We start from the raw sequence: 20,238 nt of genomic DNA, 5'->3' as shown, positions 1-20,238 counted from the left end.
ATGATTCGCCGGGAAGACCTCACCGGCGTCCATCTGACCGAGGTCGACGCCGCCGCATGTCTGCGCCAGCTTCGCGCCCAGGTGTCCGCGCGACCTGAGCGGCTCGAAGCGGTCCGGCCCGCGCGCCGAGTGCACCATTCGGCCGCACCACTCGACGACGACCGGGCCGGCCACGACCTGTACCAGATGGACCCGGAGCGCTTCGAAGACTTGGTAGCCGACCTTTTCCGCGCGCGTGGACTGCAAGTGGTGACCACTGCTCGCAGCGGCGACGGCGGAGTGGACGTCGAGGCGCAGGACCCCGACCCCATAACCGGCGGGCTCATCGTGATCCAGGTGAAGCGATACCGCGCGACCATTACGCCCAGCGTCGTGCGCGACCTTTATGGCACCGTGCAACATCGTGGGGCGACCAAAGGCATTCTGGTGACGACCTCCGGATTCGGACCAGGCTCATACGAGTTCGCCGGCGGCAAACCCCTCACGCTGATCAGCGGTGCTGAACTGGCCGACCTTTTGGCCCGCCACGGCATTTCGGGCCACCTCGGATGAAGGGCCCGGCCGTGACGGCCGGGCCCCTCATCGTCCCCCAGATCAGCAGTAGAGGCTGCCGCCCGGCGTGACGCCGAGGATGGCGGTGAAGCGGTTGTAGGCGTCGACGCGGCTCTGGACCTGGGCCGGGTTGCCGCCGTTGCACTCCAGAGAACCGTTGATGGAACGGATGGTCTCGCCGAAGCCGCGACCATTCACCATGGCGTCGTGCGGGGTCATGGTGCCGGGGCCGCGCTGCGTCATCCAGTACCAAATGGCGGTCTGGTAGGCGACGGACGACTCGTTCTTGACCCGGTCGGGGTTGTTCAGCAGGTCGATACCGAGGGCGTCGCCGGCCGCCTTGTAGTTGAAGTTCCAGCTCAGCTGAATGGGGCCGCGGCCGTGGTAGGCGCTTTGACCGGCGGGGCAGCCGTACGACTGGCTGCGGTCGCAGTAGAGCGGCCAGTTCGCCTGGTTGATCTCCTCGACGTAGACGAGGCCGCCGGACTCGTGGTTGACGTTGGCGAGGAAGGCCGCGGCCTCCTGCTTCTTGACCGTGTCACTCCCGGTGGTGGTGAAGGCCGGGAACTTCTTAATAGCGTCGACCAGGCCCGAGTACGAGTAGAACGCGATCCGGTTCGGGAACATCTGATTGAACTGGGCTTCGCTGACCGGGAAGGACCCGCTATTCGACGGTGGCGGAGTCGTGGTGCCACCCCCCGAGCAACTGAACGGCGACCAGTACCAGGTGCTGATGACCGGATCGTAGCCCGGGTTCTCGTGCGAGGCCTTGTAGTACTGCCCGTTGGTGTACTTCACGATCGCGCCGGCCGCGTAGTACTGCCCGGCAACCCAGTTCGGGTAGTTACAGCTGCCGCCGCCGGTGGGAGGCGGCGTCGTACCGCCGCCGCAGGCGCCATTGTCGGCCCACACACCGGAGCCACCAGTGCTGGGAGCTTCGCCCTGGGTCCACCACTTGGCGGTCCAGTTGTGCCCGTTGTAGGAGGCCCGCTGATTACCGGTATAAACCGCCGAGCTGCTGTACGCCGCCACGCAGGCCTCAGCCGCATTGGACGCCGTCATGGGGATAACCGCGGCAGCAGCACCGGCAAGCGCAACACCAACCGCCGCCACGATCGACAAAAGCCGTTTCCTGGGCATGACAAACCTTCCGTACGTCGGGGAACGTACTGGCGCGAGGGGGATGAGTAGTACATCGACTCAACTAGATCCCACTCACGGAAGTCAAGCCATCTGTAAACAAACCTCAAAGTTTGCCCGAATCGCCTCACCAGGCAGGTACCTGAACGGCTACGGCCGAATTTTCGCCGCCGAACCGTGGGCGGCCTCGACCGTGTAGCGACGGGCCGAATCGGCGAGCTTGTCGCGCGCCGCTTCCGCGAGGTCGATGTCGAGGACGTCGGCCAGTCGCGTCAGGTAAATCATGACGTCGCCGATCTCGGCTCGTACCCGCGGCCCCAACTCGGGATCCTCCATGACCGCCAGCGATTGCTCGGGGGTCAGCCATTGCAGCTCGGCCAGCAATTCACCGACCTCGCCGGCGAGAGCCATCGAAAGGTTCTTCGGGGTGTGGAACTGCTCCCAGCTCCGCTCAACCGCGAAAGCCCGTACGCGCTCGGTCAGATCGCCGAGGTCCCCATTCGTCGCCACTCGCAGCAGCGTACGCGGCTCTTGACCGGCCTCTGCGACGATCGGTCCATGAAGCTGCTGCCGACCACGACCAGCAACGACGAGGGACGGCGCACCGCCCCCGTCGCGGTGCTGCCCATCGGGAGTTTCGAGCAGCATGGCGACTACTTACCCCTGGCTACCGACACCGTGATTGCCTGCGCGATCGCGGAGCGGCTGGCGGCGACATACGACCTGTTGCTGCTTCCGCCGGTGACAATCTCCTGCTCACACGAGCACAGCGCCTGGCCCGGCACGGTGAGCATCCGCCACACCACATTGACGGCGATAGTCACCGACGTACTCGCCTCGCTGAGGCGGTCGGGAATCAGCAGGCTTGCTCTGGTCAACGGTCACGGCGGCAACTACGTGCTGAGCAACGTCGTTCAGGAAGCCAATGTCACCGAGCCTGTGATGACCTTGTTTCCGGCCCGGGACGACTGGACCAGCGCTCGCAAAGCGGCCGGTCTGACGAGTGACGACCATGCCGACATGCACGCCGGAGAGCTGGAGGTCTCGGTGCTCCGGTACGTCGCGCCCGAGCTGATCCGCGAAGGAGTGGCGACATCTGATCACCTCGCCGACGATCGGAGACTATTGCTCGTACGGGGCATGGCGGGCTACACGCAGACAGGCGTGATCGGAGTTCCGTCCGCAGGCTCAGCCGACAAGGGGCGATTGGTCCTCGACAGCCTCGTTGGCGCGTTCAAGGAACACCTGGACGCGCTTACCGTGAGCCGCTGATGCCGGGAAATCCATCGGCGACCTGGCGGGAGGCAACCCGCCTGGTGGCTGTTGACCTCGAGGGCAGCGGTGCTCAGGACGGCGACGACGAGGACATTCTTGAAATTGCTGTCGTACGGCTCGTCGAGGGCCGCCCGGAGGTAACTACCGCCTACGCGACCCTGATCGATCCGGGACGACCCATCCCCGCGCGCCCTTGGATTTCGCCTGGCTTAGCGGGAGACGCGCTCGCCGGCGCGCCCCGGCTGGATGTCGTTGCGCCTCAATTGGCTGGTCGTCTCGATGGCGCCTACCTGGTCGGGCACAACGTAGGGGTGGACTGGCGGCTGATACATCGCCGGATTCCGCAGATTCATATCGCAGGGCTTATCGACACCTACCGCATGGCCCGGGCGCTTCCCGGCGCCGGCGGGAAGGGGTTGGCCGATCTCCTTGACCGCTACCGGCTGACGGATGCGGTCAGTGCCGCCGCGCCGCGCAGTCGGCCGCACCGCGCGCTCTGGGACGCCGTTGGTGCGGCCTTTCTTCTCGACGTTCTCGTTCGGCAGCGGTGGAGCTATGAACCCCGCCTCGAGGAGATACTTGCCGTGACCGCGCCGAAGGCAGAGCCGGAGCCGCCGGCGACGTTATTCGATTGAGGACAGTTGGGCTACTGCGGTCGAGGGTTATGCTGCCGAGGGTGACAGAGGGATCGCTGGGCGTCGCTGTCGTTGGGTTTGGGTGGATGGGGCGCGTCCATACGCAGGCGTATGCGCGGGTGGCTCATCACTTCGCTGATGTGCCGGGTGTGCGGCTGGTTTCGGTGGCGGATGACGTGCCGGGGCGGGCTCAGGCGGCTGCGAACCGGTATGGCTTTGGGAAGTCGACCGAGACCTGGCGGGACCTTGTCGATGACCCGGAGGTTGAGGCCGTCAGCATCACGGTGCCCAACTTCCTGCATCGGGAGATAGGGGCTGCGTTCGCGGAGGCGGGGAAGCACATCTGGATTGAGAAACCGGTCGGGCTCAGTGCTGACGACGCCCGGGCGATTGTTGGCGACGTCCAGGTCACTGTGGGGTTCAACTACCGGAATGCGCCGGCCGTTGAGCGGGCCAAGGACATCATTGCCAGTGGCGAGATCGGGGACGTCACTCACGCGCGGTTTCGGTTTCTCAGTGACTATGCGGCTCACCCTGACGGGGCGTTGAGTTGGCGGTTTGAACGTGCGCGCGGCGGCAACGGGGTGCTCGGGGACCTTGGGGCGCATGGCGTCGACTTGGTGCGATACCTGCTCGGGGAGATTGACTCGCTGGTCGCCGACACCGCCATCTTCATTCCTGAGCGGCCGCGGCCGGCCAGAGCCACGGCGGGGCACGAACGAGGTAGCGGTGAGCCGGGGCCCGTGGAGAACGAGGACTACTTCGGCAGCCTGCTACGAATGGCGAATGGGGCGAGGGTGACGCTCGACTGCAGCCGCGTCGCGGTGGGGGAGCAGAACAGCTATGGGTTCGAGATTCACGGGACCAAGGGTGCGCTGTACTGGGACTTCCGACGGATGGGCGAGCTGGGCGTTGCCGGCGGCGGCGACTATCAGGATGAAGCAGTGAAAGTCCGATTTGTTCTGCCGGGCGACGGCGACTTCGGGGCGTTCCAGCCGGGGGCCGGCATCCCGATGGGATATGACGACCTCAAGGTGATTGAGGCGGCGCGCTTCTTGCGGTCGATCGCCGAAGGGAAGCCGTACGGGGCGACGCTCAAAGATGCTATTCGCAGTGCTGAGGCGCTGGATGCGATGGAGCGCTCAGCACAGACCGGCGCCTGGGTGAAGCTTCAGAACAAGTAGCGGTTGAACCACTCGACGGCCAGCTTGTCGACCACCGCGGCGTGTGGCGTCTGCGGGGCCGGCTCCGTTCCCGGCTCGGGAGCCAAAGCGTGTGCCATATCCGGTACGACTTTCCAGTCGACGATTCCGCCGGCGCTCGTGAGTGCTTCTACCGCGGCGGCCACCGGCTTGAGGATGACGTCCTGCATGTCGTCGGCGCCGGTGATGAAACGAATGGCCGCGTCTGAGATGTCCTTCGAGCGGGCGACGAAATCCACCCTCGACGCGACAGCGGAAGACGCGTCGCCCCACGTATAGGGGTTGTCGTGAATGACGGACAGGCCGTTGATGGAGTCGCGCAGGCGGACGACCGGGTTGACCAGCACGGCGGCGTGGGCGGCGAAACCGCTCTCGGCCATGACCAGTTGGGCCGCGGCGCCGCCCAGCGAGCCGCCCATCAGGGCGAGCGGGACGTCGTCGGCGATACCGTTCTCGCGGCGAATGGAAACGAGCGCTGATGGGAACTCGGCGAGCGCGCCGTCAACGACGTGCCGATAGACGTTGAGGACGGCATCGTCCATGAACAGGCGCCACAGTTCGTCGGGTTCCGAGGTGGGCAACGGCAGGCGCAGATAAATCTTCCACGCGTCCAAGCCGTCCAGGGGCAAGGCCGCCGCGAAAGCGGCCGGAGTCCGGGGCGCGTCGAGCAGGTGATAGCCGACCACGACGGGAGCATCGGGCCGGGCACCACCGGATGGCGGCAGCACTACATGCGGGACCATAAGGTCGAGGCTATGCGACTCGGAGGTCACCGAAGCCCGCGACGATGAGGTCGGCGCGTCGCCACGGCTGGTCGGCCAGGAAGAACGGCACCTCCTCTTCCATCCATTCGTCCCACTCGCGCTCGGCGTCGGCCAACGGCAGGCCTTTCTCGGCGACGTCTCGCGCCAGGCCGCGGGCGCGGGCGTCGTCCCACGACGACTGCACCCATACAGCCACGTCAATGTAGCGAGCGAGCTCGCGGCGTGAGGCGCCACAGCCCTCGACGATCACCGCAGAAGCAGAGGCAGGGACGAAGATTTCCCCTGTACGTCCGTGAGCGGCCCACCCGGGCGGCGTGTAATGCACATCCTTGCCGGAGCGCAAAGGAGCCAGAATTCCGTCGATCATGGCGGGCGCCCAGTCGAAGCGGGAGTGCCACCAGGCCACGTCATCCGTGTGAACGATGGACGCGCCCTCGATAAGGCCGGCCAAAGACGACGCGAAAGTGGTCTTACCGGAGCCACCACGGCCGTCGACGGCGATGACCCGGGGGCCGTTGCCACGCGAGAAACCGTCGTCGAAAAGAGCTTCGACGACGGTTTCCATGCTTTCGGCCAGCCACGGGTCGGCTGCCGGTTCGCCCGGCCCGGGAAACATGCCCCGAGGCTACCCGGATCAGCCAAATCTACCGTTTACGTAGTCGGCCGTGCGCGGATCGTCGGGGGCGCCGAACATGCGGTCGGTGGGGCCGGACTCGACGATGTGGCCGGGCTGGCCCTGTTCGGCCAGGAAGAACGCGCACTGCTGGGAGACGCGGGCGGCCTGCTGCATGTTGTGGGTGACGATCACGATGGTGACCTCGCCGGCCAGCTCGTGGATGGTCTCCTCGATGCGGCGCGTACTGGTCGGGTCGAGGGCGGAGCACGGTTCGTCCATGAGGAGCACCTGAGGACGTACAGCAAGCGATCTTGCAATGCAGAGACGCTGTTGCTGACCGCCGGAAAGAGCCCCGCCAGGCCGGCGAAGCCGGTCATGAACCTCGAGCCAGAGGCCGGCCTTGGTGAGGCACTCCTCGACCAGATCATCCTTGCCGGTGCGGGGAACGCGCGTGCCGGTCAGCTTGAGACCGGCCACGACGTTGTCGTAGATCGACATCGCGGGGAACGGGTTCGGCTTCTGAAAAACCATGCCGATCTTCTTGCGGGCGTCGACGACCTTGACGCCGGTGTCGTAGATGTCGTCGCCGCCGAGGCGTACTTCACCGGCCAGTGAAGCGCTGGGGACCAGCTCGTGCATGCGGTTCAGGATGCGCAAGAACGTCGATTTGCCGCATCCGGACGGGCCGATCAAGGCGGTCACCATGCGGGCGGGCATGGCCAGCGAGACCCGGTCGAGCACCTTGTGGTCGCCGAACCAGGCCGACACCGACTCGGCCTCGAGCGCCATCGCATCGGTGACAGCGGGCAGGATCGCGGTGGTCTCAGACATGAGAGCTCCTAGAGAAGATTCGGCAGGAGACGGGCACATTCACCAGCTACGAGTACGCCCAGAAGCCCCAGAACGGGCACACCGATCAGCCACCCGTGCCACCGGCCGAGGCGCCGGCGCAGCCAAGTGACGCTGAGCGCGGCGGCGACCAGGAGCTGCCCCCAGAGCACGAGCGGGACCAGGGCGATCGGGTCGATCTCCATGACCTGCTCCGGCTCGGGCAGCAGCTGTGTGCTGACGGCGAGCGGCGACGTCTCCTGCACCTGCGAGGTCAGGTTGGCGTCGACGCGCAGGACGTCCTGGGGCAGGTAGGCCTCGCCGTCGGCGGTCATCAAGGTCAGGCGGCCGGCGCCGTCGGCCAGCGCGGGCGGGGCGAGTTCGCCGGCGCGGCGGACACCGATCACCTCGTACGAGTTCTCGCCCTGACCCGTCGTGACGGTGATCTTGTCGCCGCCCTGGAGGTCGCCGATCCGGGCGAAGGGGCCGCCGTACGCGGCGCGGCGTCCCATGAGCACGCTGACGCCGGCCTGGCCGGGGAGGGCGGTGTCGCGGCGATGGCCGGGGCCGCTCTTGAGCACTTCGCCGGTCGTGCCCTCGAAGACGACCTCGTTCACGTCGATCGAGGGAATGGTGATGACGGCGATGGCGGTGCCGGGGGCGAGGGGCTGGCCGTCGGCGACGTGGCTGACCGGCGCGGTGGCCTGGGCCAGGGTGGCGCGAAAGTTCGCATAGGAGACTTTCTGCGCGCGGGCGTGCGACAGTTCCCCCAGCACGGTCATCTGGCCGACCAGCCCGAGCAGCACTACGGCAAGCAGCGACAGCGAAGTGCCGACCAGATGAAGAGCCGATTGGTGTGTACGGGGTTTCGGCGTGACCGGCTGCCGACGTGGCCCGGGCGGCGGCGCCATGACCGGCGGCGCGGACCTCGGAGGCTCGAGCGGAGGAGCCGGCGTCAGTGGGGCGACAGGGATCGCGGGCGTTGCGACCGGCGCGGTCGCGGGTGGCGCTTCAGCGGTGGGCGCTTCGGCCGGCGGCGCAGTAATGGTGGCCGTTACCTGCCCGGGCGGCGCTTCGGCGGGCGGTGCGGTGGCGGGGGTCGGGGTTCCGATGGTGACTACCACTGGGGGTTACGTCCGTAGCTTCCGGTGCCGGCGACGATGACCGCGCCCAGCAGGATGAAGAGGACGCCGACGGTGACGAGGGCGCCGGTAGGAGGGCCGGTGATCGGCAAGCCTCCGGTGGCGGCGACCGGCGAGGTGGAGACGGCCGGCGAGGTGGTTGCCGGGACGATGACGGCCGGGGTCGTGGCGTCCGGGGTGGACGTTGTCTCCGGGGCGGTGGTGGTGGCCGTGGGGGACGGCGACTCGGTCTCGGTGGGGGTCGGCGATGGCGACTCGGTGGCGGTCGGTGATGTGGTCGGTGGCGTGGTGGGGCCGGTGGTTCCGGCCGGGCCGGTCGTGTATGTCATCAGGGCCGGGTCGTCGGCCGTGGGGGCGGCCGTGAAGGTGACTCGGCCGGTGAACGAGGCCTCCGGCTCCAGCTTGAACATGTCCACGCAGTTGACGGTGATCTGGTAGTCGCCGGGAGCCACTACCGTGCCTAGCTCGGTGGCCACGTCGCGGAAGTTCAGGCCCAGCTGGACGTCGAAGCCTTCGGTGGTGGAGAAGTTGACGTCCCGGGTGGGGGTGATGGCGTAGCCGTCGGCGAAGGCGCCCGGGCCGGTGATGATGGCGGCGTAACCGTCGGTGGTGTCGGGGCAGCCTGCAGGGGTGTGAACCTTCGGGGCCAGCAGGTCGGTGCCTGTCGGCGGGTCGAAGGTGAGAGTTCCGAGATTGTCGGCCGCGGCGGCGGGGGCCTGCATCGCCAGGGCCGCTACGCCGGCGACGATGAGCGCGGCACCGGTGGTGTAACGCAACACGTCTTGCTCCTTCGTTAACGGGTGGCGGTGCGACGGCCGAAACGGCGGCCCGCCTCGAAAGCGGCCAGGACAGCGGCTAGGGCGCCGGCGATCCAGGCGACCGGAATTCCGCTCTTCGCCGATGGCGCAGCCGCCGCGAGGTCGGTTGAAGGCCTGGCGGGTGCCGCAGTCGCTTCGGCGGACGCCGGCGCGGAAGGCGCAGCGGGCACTGAAGGTGCGCCGGAAGCGCGGAACCGGGTCGGGGACGTGAAGATCAGGGCGCCCTTGAATTCGGCGAACTTCGTTCCGGTGAACGAGTCGACGCAGTAGACACTTACGTCGTACAACCCGGTCAAGGTCGTGTGGTTGTCGACCGCGAAATCCTTCATCGTCTGTGCGAAGTAGACGTCGAAGCCGCTCGTGTACGAAATGCCAGCCGCCGTCGGGGCGGTGACGGTCAGCCCGGCTGCCGGGAAGCCATGCCCCCGTGCTTGCGCATAGTAGGAATCCGCCTCTTTCGGGCAGGCGGCCGACGTGCGCACCTTGATCGCTGCCGTGTCGATGCTGGCCGGCGGATCGAAGGCCAGCCCGCCGGGCGTGGGTGCGGCGAGGAGGGCGGCGGCCATGAGGCTAAGCACGGCGGCGCCACCGTCGTACGCCATAACGGGCTCCGACCAGAGCGGCCAGGCCGAAAACGATCGCCAGTAGGATCCACGGCATCGCCCAGAAGCCCCGGTCGCGGGAGATGGCGGTCAGCGGCAGCTTCTCGTCGCCGGGCTGGGCCAGCGGGTCGGCGTGGACGTTCCCGGTCAGCCAGAACGCCGGGATCGCGCCCTTGACCTCGGCCACCACGTCCACGGCATCGCCGGGGAGGATCTCCGGCGCCTGCGCCATGGCGGGCGCCTTGCGTTCGGTGCCCCAGAACGTCCGTACGGTGACCTGCTGTTTTGCTCCCAGACGAACGTTTCCGGTGTTGCGGACCTTGTAGGTCAGCGTGGTGCGGCCGGAGCCGAACGGGTTCATGTTCGGGTGGTACTTGGCGGTGAGCCCCTCGACGGTCAGGCGTGGCTCCAAGGCACCGCTCACCCGCAGGTAGATGCGGGCGCCTACGCGCTTGTCGACCGAGACCTTGTTGCCCTGGGCGTCGGTGCCGCTCGTGGCCAGCGTGGCGACGATGCCGGCGGCGTGGTCGCCCGGGGACGCCGTCGGGGGGACGTGCAGGCTGAAGGGGACCACCACGTGGCTGCGGGCGGCCACCTTCACCGAGCTTTTGGACATCTTCACCCAGGAGCCGGCGTCGTCGGCTTTCTTACCGCCCGCGAGGAGGTCGAAGGCGCCGTTGCTCGAGGTGAAGGCGTCACTCGCGTACACACGAAGGGTCAAAGGTTGTGGGCCTGGGTTGGAGATCTCGACCTGGTCGTTGAAGACGCCGCCCGGGGTCGCCGCGTAGGCGAAGGTGGGGCGGTCGTCGGGACCGTTCTTGCCGGTGGGGCGGACGCCGAAGGTGGCACGCCCCGAGCTGCCCGAATTGTCACCGGGCGCGGCGGCCGCTGGGGCGCTGCCGAGCAGCACGCCGACCAGGGCCGTTGCCGCTAACGCACGACGCATGAGTAGGCCTCCAAAGCTTTTCCACAGTGGCGAGTTGTCCACAGTCGGCCCGCACGATCATGGGAATTTGCGGGAGGGTGGCCCTCTAGGTGGGGGTCCCCCTGGGAGGGCGGGTCGTGTGGGGGTGGGATGGGTGGTGCGGGAGCCGGCGACGGCCCACCCCCGCACCGGGTGGATCTAGATGGCGGTGATGGTGAGGGTGGCGGAGTAGGTGCCCGCGACCGTCGACGTCGGGGCCTGGAGGGCCACGTCGGCGTTCAGGTGGGCGGTGCCGACTCCGGCGCCGGCCGCCGCCGACGCCAAGGTGCGGCTGCTGGCCAGGCCGTTGCCGTTCGGGGCCGAAGCGCCGGGGGCAATCGCGTTGGCCGGGTCGACCTTCGGGCCCGCCGTCACGGTCTGTACGTCGGCCTTGTCGACGACCTTCGGGGTCCAGCCCAGGTTGGCCGCGTTGATGGCGTGGCCCGAGCCGTCCGAGAAGTCCGTGACCTGGCCGGCCACGTTCCAGCCGAGGTTGCCGGCGCGGGTGTCGGTCACCGTGAGCTGGTTCAGCGAGCCGCCCGTGGTCAGCTTCGACGCGTCCGACGTGAGGGCCGGGTTGGGCAGGACCACCGCGTCGTTGCTGGCCACGCTGATGGTCAGGGCGCCGGACTCGACAGTGGTGGAAATGGTCTGCGAGGCGTTGGCGCCGGCGAACGGCTTGACGTTCAGGTTGACCGTGTCCGACTCGGAGCCGGTGTAGGCGCCCGAGTTGGCCGGCACGAAGCGGGCCGTGAACGAGTGGTCGCCCTCGTCGAGGCTGCTCGTGGTGAGCGTGGCGGTGCCGCCGGAGACGGTCACCGGGGCGCCCAGGTTCTTGCCGCCGTCGGTGAACTGCACCTTGCCGGCCGCGGCGGCCGGGGAGACCGTCGCCGCGAGGCTGACGGCGGTGTACTTCTCGACCGAGCCGCTCGGGCTGACCGACAGGGCCGTGGTGGTGGCGACGGCCTGCGGCGCGGTCACGACCACAGTGGAGGCGGCCGAAGTCGAACCGGAGACGCCGGCCTTGGTGCTGGAGAACACCGCGGTGATGGCGTGCGAGCCGGCGGTCAGGGCCGAGGTCGTCAGCGATGCCTTGCCGCCCGAGACCGCGACGGCAGCGCCGAGGTTGTCGCCGCCGTCCTTGAACTGGACAGTGCCGGTGGCGTCAGCCGGGTCGACGGTCGCGGTAAAAACAAGAGCGGTGCCGGCCACGACCGGGCCCGACGGCGAGACGGCCAGGGTGGTCGTCGACGGGGCGGACGCGTTCGGGTCGGTGGTCACGTACGCGGTCGGGCTGGTGAAGTAGAAGGTGCCGGTGAAGGTGGCCTTCACGTCCAGGGTGAAGCTGTCCACGCAGTTGACCGTGAGGCCGTACTCGCCGGCCACGATCGTGGTGCCGAGCTCGGTGGCGGCGTCGGTGAAGCTGAGGCCGAGCTGCACCGGGAAGCCCTGCGTGGTGGAGAAGCTGGGGTCCTGGGTCGGGGTGATCGCGTAGCCGGAGGCGAACGCGCCGGGGCCGGTCAGGATGGCGTTGTAGGCGTCCGAGTCGGTCGGGCAGCCGGCCGAGGTGATGACCTTCGGCGCGAGCAGGTCGGTGCCGGTGGCCGGGTCGGCGGTCCAGGTGCCGGCCGGGCCGGCGGCCTGAGCGGCGGTGCCGAAGGAGAGGACCGCCACCGAGGCCAGTGCGGCGCTGGCAAAGAACGTCTTCATGAGAGAGCCCACCCTTACGGCGTCTTGAGGGAGGTGTCGCCACACGCCGAGTGCGGGGCGAAGCCGTACTTCTTGATGGTGTTGACGTTGGCGCAGACCTGAGAGCCGGAGCCGACGAAGACGCTGGCGTACGAGGCGTCGCTGAGCTTGCTGCTCGGGATGACGTTGTAGACGTCGCGCGACATCGTCGAGGCGGTGTTCAGCACGGTCGGCGCAATGCCGTCGAGCTGGCCGAGCACGACCTTGCCGTGCACATCCGGGACGACAGCGGTGGTCTGGGCCAGGAACTGGGCGATCGAGTACGGCGCGATCTGCTTGGCGTCCGTCATCAGCGTGCCGTTGTTCTCCTGCAGCGGCTTGCCGGTCGAGTCGGCCTCGCCGATGCAGGTGTGGTTGGCCTGCTGGGTGAAGTTGGCGGCGTCGGTGAAGCCCAGCGACTTGAGGAAGAAGCTGCGCGTGCCCGACCCGTACTGCGGAAGCAAGGGCTTGTAGTTGGCGCCGGCACCGCAGTTGTAAATGGTGGTGAGCTGCGCCTTCGAAAGCTTGCGGGAGATCAGGCTCTCGCCGCGGACGGCGTAGGTGACCGCGTCCACGCCGAACGGAACATAGGTCAAGTTCTTTCCGGCGTACGACGACGCGTTGTTGCTCGATGAGCGGGCGAAGTCCACACAACCGTTGGCCGCGTCCAGCGAGGCGACGAGGGCGGTGACACCGGCCCCGGAGCCGGCCGGACGGGCGATGGAGCAGCCGGTGGCCTTGGTCTGGATGTTCGCCGAGCCGAACGCGTCGTAGGAGGCGATCAGCTTGGTGCCGGAACCGTCGACGACGACCTCGGACAGGCCGTTCAGAACACCTTCGGTGGTGTCGGAGCCGACGCCGGCGAGGGTCCGGTAGGTGGGCGTGCCGGTGGGGTCGGCCTGCGCCGGCGCGGCGGAGAAGGCGAGCACGCCCACCACCCCGACGCCGACGACAGCCAGGAACCTCTTGTTCACTGCGGCTATCCTTTTCTCTGCGATGGCGCGTCCGGGCTGGTGCCCGGCCGCTACCGGCAGCGCCAACTGCCGGGTGCCGTGGCCAGGAGTTCCCTCTCCTGGCCACGGACGTTCTCTATTCGGAGCGGCCCGAGCGGACCCGCCCGGCCAGAAGCAGGGCCGGTCCGGCCAGCGCGGCCACCACGCCGACGGCGGTCGCCGCCACCAGCGCGTAGCGCGCGTTGCCGAGCCGATGACCGGGTGTCGTGTTGGCCTGGGCGACCGGCATCGGGTCGCCGTGACCGGCCGGCTTCGGCGACGGCACCGCCGCGATCGGCCGTGACCCGCCGGACGGCACGCCCGGGGAGCTGGAGGCCGGCGCGGGGTTCGTGGGCGCCTGAGCGGCGGCCGGAGGCGGCACCGGATCGTCGACCGTGACGCCGCCGGGCGAGGACGGCTTGGACGTCGAGGCGGGAGGAGTCGGAGTCGGTGGGGCCACAGTCGCCCCCGCGTACTTCTCGACGATGTCGGCGATCCCCTTCGTCAGGGTGCGCAGCTCGGCCGGGAGCGGCGCATAGCCGTACGGCAAAGTGCCCGGCTCGACGCCCGGCGTCTGCCCGTTGCCCGCCGCGTACCGCAAGAGATCCGCGTAGTCCTTGCCGGCGGCCTTGGTGATCGCGAGCGGCGCGGTGGCGCCGTACACCACGGTGGTCAGCGGATAGGCGTTCGCGTCGGTGCGGGACGGGTCCGGCTCGAGAGTGCCGGGCGTGGCCGTCGAGTACTTCATCGTGCCGACGGACGCCAGCATGCCCTCGGTGGTCGGCGCGACGAACGTGCCCGACCGGTTCATCAGCTGAGCGGTCGGCAGGCCGTACCGGTCGGCGGTGGCCACGTCGGTCACCGCGAGCAGCGCCCGCTTGCCGGGAGCCTGCGGGGCGCCCTTCTTCCAGCCGATGACGCTGCCCACGTTGTCGCGGGCGGTCACGTTGCGGACCAGCGAGTCGCCGCGGCTGGCGTAGCGGGCCGCGTCGTGCATGTTGTTGGTGTACGGGTGCATGTCGAGCGTGCACCAGTCCCGCTCGTCGCCGGCGTCGCTGCGCAGCTTCACGCAGTAGAGGTCGCTCTTGGGGAACGTCTCCTGCGGCCAGCTCTGCGCCGAGTAGACCGGGTTGACCTTCATCCCCCACGGGTCCTTCGCGCCGGTCAGGAACGCCTTGGCGTCCGGGTCGGCCAGCACCCACTCCCACAAGCGCTTGGCGAGGTCGCTCTGCCCGAGCGGCACCAGCATGTCGCCGATCGGCACGGCCAGCTGCTTGGCGAAGTCGGGGTTGTACTTCAGGAACTCGGGATCGCTGCTGACGGTCATGGGATTACCGGCGATTGAGGTACGGCTGTTGTCCGCACCCGAGAGATAGGACTGGGTGAGCAGCTTCGCCACGAGCCGGGGCGTCAGCTTCAGGCCGGTGATGCGCCGGCCCTCGTTGAGCCGGTCCTCGTCGGTGGCGTCGAACCCGGACTGCCAGTCCACATTGAGCGCGATGGTGAGCCCGGAGACGGCCACCGGGGCGTACAGCTGCGGATTTTTAGGGTTTTGCACCGCCGGGCTGTTGAGGAAGACCAGGCCCGGGTCCTTGCCGGTCAGCCGAGTGCGGGCCAGGTCGTCGGTGACCTGCGAATATCCGTAGACCCGGTCGCCGCCGGCGCACAGCGTCGGCTGCCAGCGCAGCATCGCCTCGGTCATCGCCTCGGCCCCGACGGTCCGGCGCTCGGCCGTGCCGATCGGGCAGACCGAGCCCAGTGGCTGGAACTTGAGCGGCACGACCATGCGCTGGTCCCAGTTGGTGGCGCTCAGCGGGGACGAGTCGAGCCAGCGATGCGGGCGGGCGTCGCCGGTGGTGCCGTTCACCTCGGTCTGCCCGCGCGGCACGATCACCAGCCAGCAGGAGCGGCCGGTGCCGTCGGCCAGCTTGGCGCCGCAGCCCAGGCCGGGGGCCTCGGTCGCGGTCTGCACCTCGAAGAACTCCTCGCCGGTGCCGTTCTGCCGAGTCCGGCCGTACGGGATCTCGTTGGTGGTGGTGGCGTCGAAGAACTCGCCGCCGCCGCTGCCGGTGGAGACGCCGCCGGTCACCGAGGTGAAGGGGACGTACGCGGGCTGGCCGTTCTCGGGTTTGAGGGTCTCGGCCTTGTCGACGAGACTGTCGCCGTAGCTGACCTGCCGGGAGCCGGTCCAGGTGCCGCCGCGGCTGTCGGTGTAGAGCGCGCCGTACTGGCACTGGTCGCGGCGCGGTCCGGTCGCGTCGTCGCCCCAGCACTGCATGATCTGCAGGTAGTCGAGATAGACGCCGACGTCGACGGTCGGCTTGCCGCCGGTCCACGAGACGGTGACGACCTGGTTGATCAGGTTGGTGGTCTGGGCGACGGTCACCTTCAGGTCGGCGAACTCGCCCCGGCCGGTGACGGTGACGGCCGAGCCTTCCGCGGCGGTGGCCACGCTGGGTGGGACAACACCGATCAGGGCAACCGCGAACACCGCGGCCAGGATCCGCCGGATCATCGACGATCTCCCCGGTTGAGCAGGCGGGCGGCCAGCGGCGGGCCCATGGTGAGGCCGATCAGCAAGGCACAGGCCAGGGCTATGAGTACGGTCTTGAGCGTTCCGTCGACCTGGGTGCCGACCGAGACGGGTATGGCGGCGGCGCTGTCGATGCTGCCGGTGCCCTCGCCGCCACCCGTGCCGCCGATAGCCTGACCGGTGTCCGGGTCGATCGCGGCGGGTGCGGTTGTTCCCATGCTCCCACCGGATGCGCCGCCACCTGTCGTGCCACCACCGGCCGTCGCGCTTTTCGTCGGATTTGATGCCTTCGTGCCGCCGCCGGGCGTTCCGGCGTTGGTGCCACCGCCCGCCGTACCCGTGGGCTTCTTGCCGCCGCCCGTGGTCGGGGTGTCGGCCTCGGCGCCGCCGGTGCCCTTGTTGCACTGGGTGACACCGACCTTGTCGCATTCCGAGGGGAACGGCGCGTTCTTGGCCAGCGTGTTCGTACCGTCCTTGGAGAAGGTCGGGTTGTTGCACTTCTGGATGTCGACCGTCTGCTTGGCCACGCCCGGGATGCGGCGCACCTGTTCGAGGCCCGCCTTCACCAGGTTGATCGGCAGCGGCGAGTAGCCGAGCTGATCGGCCTGTTGCTGGCCCTCGCAGAGGAAATAGTAGGAGAAGTCGCCGAGCGTCTTGCCCTTGGCCACCTTGAAGCGGGAGTTCTCCTGGTCGACCGGGATCAGCATGTAGCTGTAGCTGGACAGCGGGTAGGTGCGCTTGTCCTTGTAGTTGTAGACCGGCCGCAGGTCCTGGGTCAGATAGTCGGGCGAGTTCTTGTTCGTGTTGATCTGCGCGGCGAGCAGGGCCACGGCGACCGACTGGGCGGTCGGCTCGATGTAGTAGTTGCTCGCGTTGCGGATCTTGGCGACCGGGAACTTGGCGTAGAGGGCGTACGAGTACTCGACGTACGTGATGGCGCCCTGGCTGCCCTCCTGGGCCACGTAGCCGGCGACGCTCTGCGAGCCGGACTGCGCGGTGGTGGCGGTGCCCGGAATCACCGGGTAGAGCGAGGTGACGCCGCACGGATTCTTGCGGCCGGCCTTGGCGCAGTAAGCGTTCCAGATGTTCGGGTGCTGGTTGCTCATCCAGGTGGTGAACTGCGCGGTCGTGCCGGAGCCGTCGGAGCGGACCACCGGCACGATCTTGCGGGCGGGCAGGGCCAGACCCGGGTTGTCGGCCTTGACCGCCGGGTCGTTCCAGACCGTGATCACGTTGGTGAAGATCTTGGCGAGGGTGTCGCCGGAGAGCCGCAGGTTGGTGACCAGCTTGTTGCCGACCTTCAGGTTGTACATGAAGGCGGTGCCGCCGGCGACGATCGGCATGTAGGCGAACGGGAACTTCGGCCGGGCCTCGGTGGAGGCGCCGTCATCCTTGCCGTACGGGATCTCGGACACCCCGAAGTCGGTCAGGCCACTGGCGAACTGGTTGCGGCCGTTGGTCGAGCCGGTGCCGTCGTAGTTGACGCGCATGCCGTACTGCTCGACGTTGGACGCCCACTGCCGGATGGCGTTCTCACTCCAGGTCGACCCGGCACCGGTGACGGGCACATAGGTGTCGGCTAGGGCCGGCGGCGCCCCCGTCATCATCACGGCCAGCGCCGTAGCCGCCGCGATGATGACGCGTCCAATTCTTCTCATTGTTCCTCTTCCCTGACCGGCGCGCCGGGTTGCACGGCCGATGACAGTGGAGCGCTGGGGTAGGCGGCCGGGCGGCGCTGGGCGAAGCGGGCAACATCGCGGGCTGAGGCGCGGTCGCGGGCTCGCCTCTGGCGGGCCGAGAGGTCGAGGGGGCCCCGGCCGCCTATCAAGCGGGCGATGATGAACAGCAGCAGGACCAGGGCCAGCAGTACGGCCGCGGTGCCGTAGCCGCGGGCCACGTCGCCGTCCTGCGGTGACTTGATCAGAGTGAACGTGGCCAGCGGCAGCGAGGCCTGCGGGTCGTGGAACGGGTCGGCGTTCAGGGCTGTCGCGTAGCCGGCGGTCAACAGCACCGGTGAGGTCTCGCCGATGCCGCGGGCGGTGGCCAGGATGATCGCGGTGGCCAGGCCAGGGCGTGCGGTCGGGAGCACTACGTGGCGTACCGTCTGCCAGCGGCTGGCGCCCAGCGCGAGCGACGCCTCCTTGAGCGGGCCCGGAACCAGCCGCAGCACGACGTCGGCGGCGCGGACCATGATCGGGAGCATCATCACGCCGATCGCCAGGGACGCGGCGAAGCCGGACTTCGGGGCGTGCAGGAGCAGCACCACCGTGGCATAGATGAACAAGCCGGCCACGATGGACGGCAGCGCCGTCATCGCCTCGACGATCGTACGGACGAAGCGCGTGAAGCCGCCGCGCGTCTCCGACAGGAAGAGCGCGCAAAGCAGGCCGAGCGGCACGGTCACGGCCAGGGCCATGCCGATCTGCTCGAGCGTGCCGACCACCGCGTGCAGGGCGCCGCCCTCGGTCAGTGGAGCAAGGGGTCCGGCGTGGGTGAGGTCCTGGGTGAAGAAGTTCAGGTGGACGAGCGCCTTGAGGCCGCTGCCGACGGTGAAGGTCACCACGAAGATCAGCGCGATGAGCAGCAGGGCGGCCAGCCCGTGCACGACCGCCGACATGAGCCGGTCGCGCACCGCCGGGCCGTTGCCGTCGAGCCAGAGCAGCGCGGCGTAGAGGGCCAGGAACATGCCGAAGGCGACGACGATGAAGCCGAGCAGTCCGGAGAAGGGCGCGATCCAGTGGAAGATCAGGACGGTCAGGCAGATGGCGGCGACGCCGGCGCCGAGCGCGGCCAGCACGTCCTCGCTGCGCAGAGTCGCCGTGTTGCGGCGCTCCTCGTGCACGGGGGCGCCCATCATGAGTCGCTTTCGGCGCCGGAGCGGCTGCGGGCGACGATCGAGCCGGCGGCGAAGTTGACGATCAGGGTCAGGACGAAGAGGGCCACGCCGGCGGCCATCAGGGCCGACAGGGCCATCGCCGTGGACTCGCCGTAGCGCAGGGCGATCAGCGCGGAGACCGAGTTCGCGCCGTTCTGCAGGACGTGGGGCTGGATCACGAAGACCGGCGAGATGATCAGGTAGACCGCGATCGTTTCGCCCAGCGCGCGGCCCAGGCCGAGCATCGTGCCGCCGATCATGCCGCCACGGCCGAACGGCAGGATGACCGAGCGGACCATGCCCCAGCGGGTGGCGCCCAGGGCGTACGCGCCCTCGCGCTCGCCGATCGGCGCCTGCGAGAACGACTCCCGCATGATCGAGCAGATCACCGGGGCCACCATCAGCGCCACCACCATGCCGGCAATGAAGGTCGACGACGTGTAGACCGTCTCGGTGGCCAGCGGGTCGCGCGGGTCGGAGCCGTCCACCTTGAAGATCGGGATCCAGCCGAAGTACGTCGAGATCCAGCGGGCCAGTCCGATCACGTGGCCCTGGAGGAACTTGAAGCCCCACAGGCCGTAGACCACGCTCGGCACCGCCGCCATCAGGTCGATGAGGCCGACCAGGAAGCGGCGGATCCGGCGCGGGGCGTACTCGGAGACGTAGAGGGCCATGCCGGTCGCGAGCGGCACCGCGATGGTGATCGCCACCCCGGCGATCAGCAGGGTGCCGGTGAGCACGGCCGCGATGCCGAACTCGCCCGCGTCGGGCTCCCACTTCTCGGTGGTCAGGAACGACCAGCCGGCCACCTGCAACGCGCTGATCGCCTTGTTCAGCAGGAACGCGCCGACCAGCGACATCAGCACCAGCACGGCGACACCGGCCAGCCGCAACACGATGCGGAACACCCGGTCCGGGCCGCCCGAAGGCGCCGGCCGGCGACGCCGCTCCCGCACGGAGGCAGCGTCGAGCAACGTGCTCGTCATAGGACACTCCCAGCTTCCGCACACCTTGGGCACAGGTGTGCGGGCTCAGAGAAACGGCGCCGGTTGGCCGTAAACCCGGACTCCGGTGAACGACGGACGAACTGCACGCCATGCGCTGAACCGAATACGGTCAGTCGTGCCAATCCGCTCAGATGGCCAGAACACCGTCGTCGGCGAGCGGTTCGGCGCCCGGGATCAGGGCCAGGACGATGGCCGCGGCCTGCTCGGCCTGGATGCGGCGCTGGTACTGGCGGCTGGCCACGGCGACGGCCGGCCCGTCGGCCACGATCCGCCAGCCCCAACTCGTCGGGCCGGTGCGTACGGTCAGCACGCTCAGCTGAGCGGCGTGTTCCTGAAGCCACACGACGGCCGCGCGGCAACTTCGTACATCAGGGAAGGCAGTTGCGGCCCGGCCGAGGTCCCGGTTGTTGATCGCCAGGAGCCGCCAATAGACCCGGCCGGGCTGAAGCTGGAGAACACGAAAGCGCGCTGCCGACACGGGATCCGCCTATTTTTATGCGTTCGAAAACGGGCTGATCGTCGGCAGTGATCGTCCACGGCGGGCGGACCGCGCGTACACGACCGA

Annotated in this window: 20 protein-coding genes; 4 read left to right on the top strand and 16 right to left on the bottom strand. The window is 68.6% G+C overall.

Going from position 1 to position 20,238, the window contains the following annotated elements; translation table 11 throughout:
• The gene (locus tag CRP55_RS53485) at positions 1-552 is read left to right on the top strand and encodes a restriction endonuclease (protein WP_179855484.1); all 552 of its coding nucleotides are present in this window, start codon (positions 1-3) and stop codon (positions 550-552) included.
• Positions 553-594: 42 nt separating this feature from the next.
• Here the strand turns inward: CRP55_RS53485 and CRP55_RS36910 are convergent, their stop codons facing one another.
• A complete protein-coding gene (locus CRP55_RS36910; protein ID WP_097326625.1) occupies positions 595-1,692 on the bottom strand; it encodes a glycoside hydrolase family 19 protein in 1,098 nt (365 codons plus the stop codon).
• Between the two features lie 150 nt (positions 1,693-1,842).
• Entirely contained in the window at positions 1,843-2,202 is a 360-nt protein-coding gene (locus CRP55_RS36905; RefSeq protein ID WP_245923613.1) for a nucleotide pyrophosphohydrolase, read from the bottom strand.
• Between the two features lie 48 nt (positions 2,203-2,250).
• Here CRP55_RS36905 and CRP55_RS36900 point away from each other — a divergent pair, with 48 nt between their 5' ends.
• Genes CRP55_RS36900 through CRP55_RS36890 form a run of 3 tightly spaced genes read left to right on the top strand, consistent with a single transcriptional unit; the run spans position 2,251 to position 4,786 of the window.
• On the top strand, positions 2,251-2,964 hold the full coding sequence (locus CRP55_RS36900; protein WP_097326623.1) for a creatininase family protein: 714 nt from the start codon (positions 2,251-2,253) through the stop codon (positions 2,962-2,964).
• A 44-nt stretch (positions 2,965-3,008) separates the two neighbouring features.
• Positions 3,009-3,602 (top strand): 3'-5' exonuclease, encoded by a 594-nt coding sequence (locus CRP55_RS36895; protein ID WP_179855483.1) that lies wholly within the window; start codon positions 3,009-3,011, stop codon positions 3,600-3,602.
• 41 nt (positions 3,603-3,643) lie between these two features.
• A complete protein-coding gene (locus CRP55_RS36890; RefSeq protein WP_245923612.1) occupies positions 3,644-4,786 on the top strand; it encodes a Gfo/Idh/MocA family protein in 1,143 nt (380 codons plus the stop codon).
• On the opposite strand, the gene CRP55_RS36885 is transcribed toward CRP55_RS36890, so the two are convergent.
• The 14 genes from CRP55_RS36885 to CRP55_RS52430 form a co-directional block, all read right to left on the bottom strand.
• Entirely contained in the window at positions 4,774-5,490 is a 717-nt protein-coding gene (locus CRP55_RS36885) for an alpha/beta hydrolase family protein (RefSeq protein WP_097326620.1), read from the bottom strand. The two genes, CRP55_RS36890 and CRP55_RS36885, sit on opposite strands and share 13 nt — an antisense overlap.
• Before the next feature lie 67 nt (positions 5,491-5,557).
• Complete coding sequence (locus CRP55_RS36880) at positions 5,558-6,184, bottom strand: uridine kinase family protein (protein ID WP_245923611.1); 627 nt, start codon at positions 6,182-6,184, stop codon at positions 5,558-5,560.
• Positions 6,185-6,202: 18 nt separating this feature from the next.
• A complete protein-coding gene (locus CRP55_RS36875) occupies positions 6,203-7,015 on the bottom strand; it encodes a phosphate ABC transporter ATP-binding protein (protein WP_097326619.1) in 813 nt (270 codons plus the stop codon).
• An 8-nt stretch (positions 7,016-7,023) separates the two neighbouring features.
• A complete protein-coding gene (locus tag CRP55_RS36870) occupies positions 7,024-7,818 on the bottom strand; it encodes a sortase (protein ID WP_245923610.1) in 795 nt (264 codons plus the stop codon).
• Positions 7,819-8,129: 311 nt separating this feature from the next.
• The gene (locus CRP55_RS55855; RefSeq protein WP_097326617.1) at positions 8,130-8,933 is read right to left on the bottom strand and encodes a hypothetical protein; all 804 of its coding nucleotides are present in this window, start codon (positions 8,931-8,933) and stop codon (positions 8,130-8,132) included.
• A 14-nt stretch (positions 8,934-8,947) separates the two neighbouring features.
• Positions 8,948-9,574, bottom strand: a complete 627-nt coding sequence (locus tag CRP55_RS36860) for a hypothetical protein (RefSeq protein ID WP_097326616.1) — start codon at positions 9,572-9,574, stop codon at positions 8,948-8,950.
• Positions 9,543-10,520: a WxL protein peptidoglycan domain-containing protein gene (locus CRP55_RS36855; protein WP_097326615.1), complete on the bottom strand. Its 978-nt coding sequence runs from the start codon at positions 10,518-10,520 to the stop codon at positions 9,543-9,545. The genes CRP55_RS36860 and CRP55_RS36855 overlap by 32 nt, the downstream gene beginning before the upstream one ends.
• Positions 10,521-10,697: 177 nt before the next feature.
• A complete protein-coding gene (locus CRP55_RS36850) occupies positions 10,698-12,248 on the bottom strand; it encodes an Ig-like domain-containing protein (RefSeq protein ID WP_097326614.1) in 1,551 nt (516 codons plus the stop codon).
• Positions 12,249-12,262: 14 nt separating this feature from the next.
• Complete coding sequence (locus tag CRP55_RS36845) at positions 12,263-13,240, bottom strand: hypothetical protein (protein ID WP_218854797.1); 978 nt, start codon at positions 13,238-13,240, stop codon at positions 12,263-12,265.
• 115 nt (positions 13,241-13,355) lie between these two features.
• The gene (locus tag CRP55_RS36840; RefSeq protein ID WP_097326613.1) at positions 13,356-15,773 is read right to left on the bottom strand and encodes a hypothetical protein; all 2,418 of its coding nucleotides are present in this window, start codon (positions 15,771-15,773) and stop codon (positions 13,356-13,358) included.
• Positions 15,770-17,449, bottom strand: coding sequence for a phosphate ABC transporter substrate-binding protein PstS (gene pstS, locus CRP55_RS36835; protein WP_097326612.1), 1,680 nt, complete (start codon positions 17,447-17,449; stop codon positions 15,770-15,772). Before pstS ends, CRP55_RS36840 begins: the two co-directional genes overlap by 4 nt.
• Positions 17,446-18,645, bottom strand: a complete 1,200-nt coding sequence (pstA, locus tag CRP55_RS36830; RefSeq protein WP_245923609.1) for a phosphate ABC transporter permease PstA — start codon at positions 18,643-18,645, stop codon at positions 17,446-17,448. Before pstA ends, pstS begins: the two co-directional genes overlap by 4 nt.
• Positions 18,645-19,652 carry a phosphate ABC transporter permease subunit PstC gene (gene pstC / locus CRP55_RS36825; protein ID WP_097326610.1) on the bottom strand — a complete coding sequence of 336 codons (1,008 nt, stop codon included), beginning with the start codon at positions 19,650-19,652 and terminating at the stop codon, positions 18,645-18,647. Before pstC ends, pstA begins: the two co-directional genes overlap by 1 nt.
• 148 nt (positions 19,653-19,800) lie before the next feature.
• Positions 19,801-20,151 carry a YegP family protein gene (locus CRP55_RS52430; protein ID WP_143235182.1) on the bottom strand — a complete coding sequence of 117 codons (351 nt, stop codon included), beginning with the start codon at positions 20,149-20,151 and terminating at the stop codon, positions 19,801-19,803.
• Positions 20,152-20,238 lie beyond the last annotated feature (87 nt).

Origin of the sequence: Paractinoplanes atraurantiacus, from assembly GCF_900215205.1 — a bacterium.
Lineage (GTDB): Bacteria > Actinomycetota > Actinomycetes > Mycobacteriales > Micromonosporaceae > Actinoplanes > Actinoplanes atraurantiacus.
Note: the sequence above shows the minus strand (reverse complement) of the source record. Positions and strands in the feature narration are given on the sequence as shown.

What these genes read in the sequence shown, in the direction of transcription:
- CRP55_RS53485 (WP_179855484.1), top strand. Translation starts at nt 1, where the DNA reads ATGATTCGCCGGGAAGACCTCACCGGCGTCCATCTGACCGAGGTCGAC.
- CRP55_RS36910 (WP_097326625.1), bottom strand. Translation starts at nt 1,692, where the DNA reads ATGCCCAGGAAACGGCTTTTGTCGATCGTGGCGGCGGTTGGTGTTGCG.
- CRP55_RS36900 (WP_097326623.1), top strand. Translation starts at nt 2,251, where the DNA reads ATGAAGCTGCTGCCGACCACGACCAGCAACGACGAGGGACGGCGCACC.
- CRP55_RS36880 (WP_245923611.1), bottom strand. Translation starts at nt 6,184, where the DNA reads ATGTTTCCCGGGCCGGGCGAACCGGCAGCCGACCCGTGGCTGGCCGAA.
- CRP55_RS36875 (WP_097326619.1), bottom strand. Translation starts at nt 7,015, where the DNA reads ATGTCTGAGACCACCGCGATCCTGCCCGCTGTCACCGATGCGATGGCG.
- CRP55_RS36860 (WP_097326616.1), bottom strand. Translation starts at nt 9,574, where the DNA reads ATGGCGTACGACGGTGGCGCCGCCGTGCTTAGCCTCATGGCCGCCGCC.
- CRP55_RS36855 (WP_097326615.1), bottom strand. Translation starts at nt 10,520, where the DNA reads ATGCGTCGTGCGTTAGCGGCAACGGCCCTGGTCGGCGTGCTGCTCGGC.
- CRP55_RS36850 (WP_097326614.1), bottom strand. Translation starts at nt 12,248, where the DNA reads ATGAAGACGTTCTTTGCCAGCGCCGCACTGGCCTCGGTGGCGGTCCTC.
- CRP55_RS36840 (WP_097326613.1), bottom strand. Translation starts at nt 15,773, where the DNA reads ATGATCCGGCGGATCCTGGCCGCGGTGTTCGCGGTTGCCCTGATCGGT.
- pstS (WP_097326612.1), bottom strand. Translation starts at nt 17,449, where the DNA reads ATGAGAAGAATTGGACGCGTCATCATCGCGGCGGCTACGGCGCTGGCC.
- pstA (WP_245923609.1), bottom strand. Translation starts at nt 18,645, where the DNA reads ATGGGCGCCCCCGTGCACGAGGAGCGCCGCAACACGGCGACTCTGCGC.
- pstC (WP_097326610.1), bottom strand. Translation starts at nt 19,652, where the DNA reads ATGACGAGCACGTTGCTCGACGCTGCCTCCGTGCGGGAGCGGCGTCGC.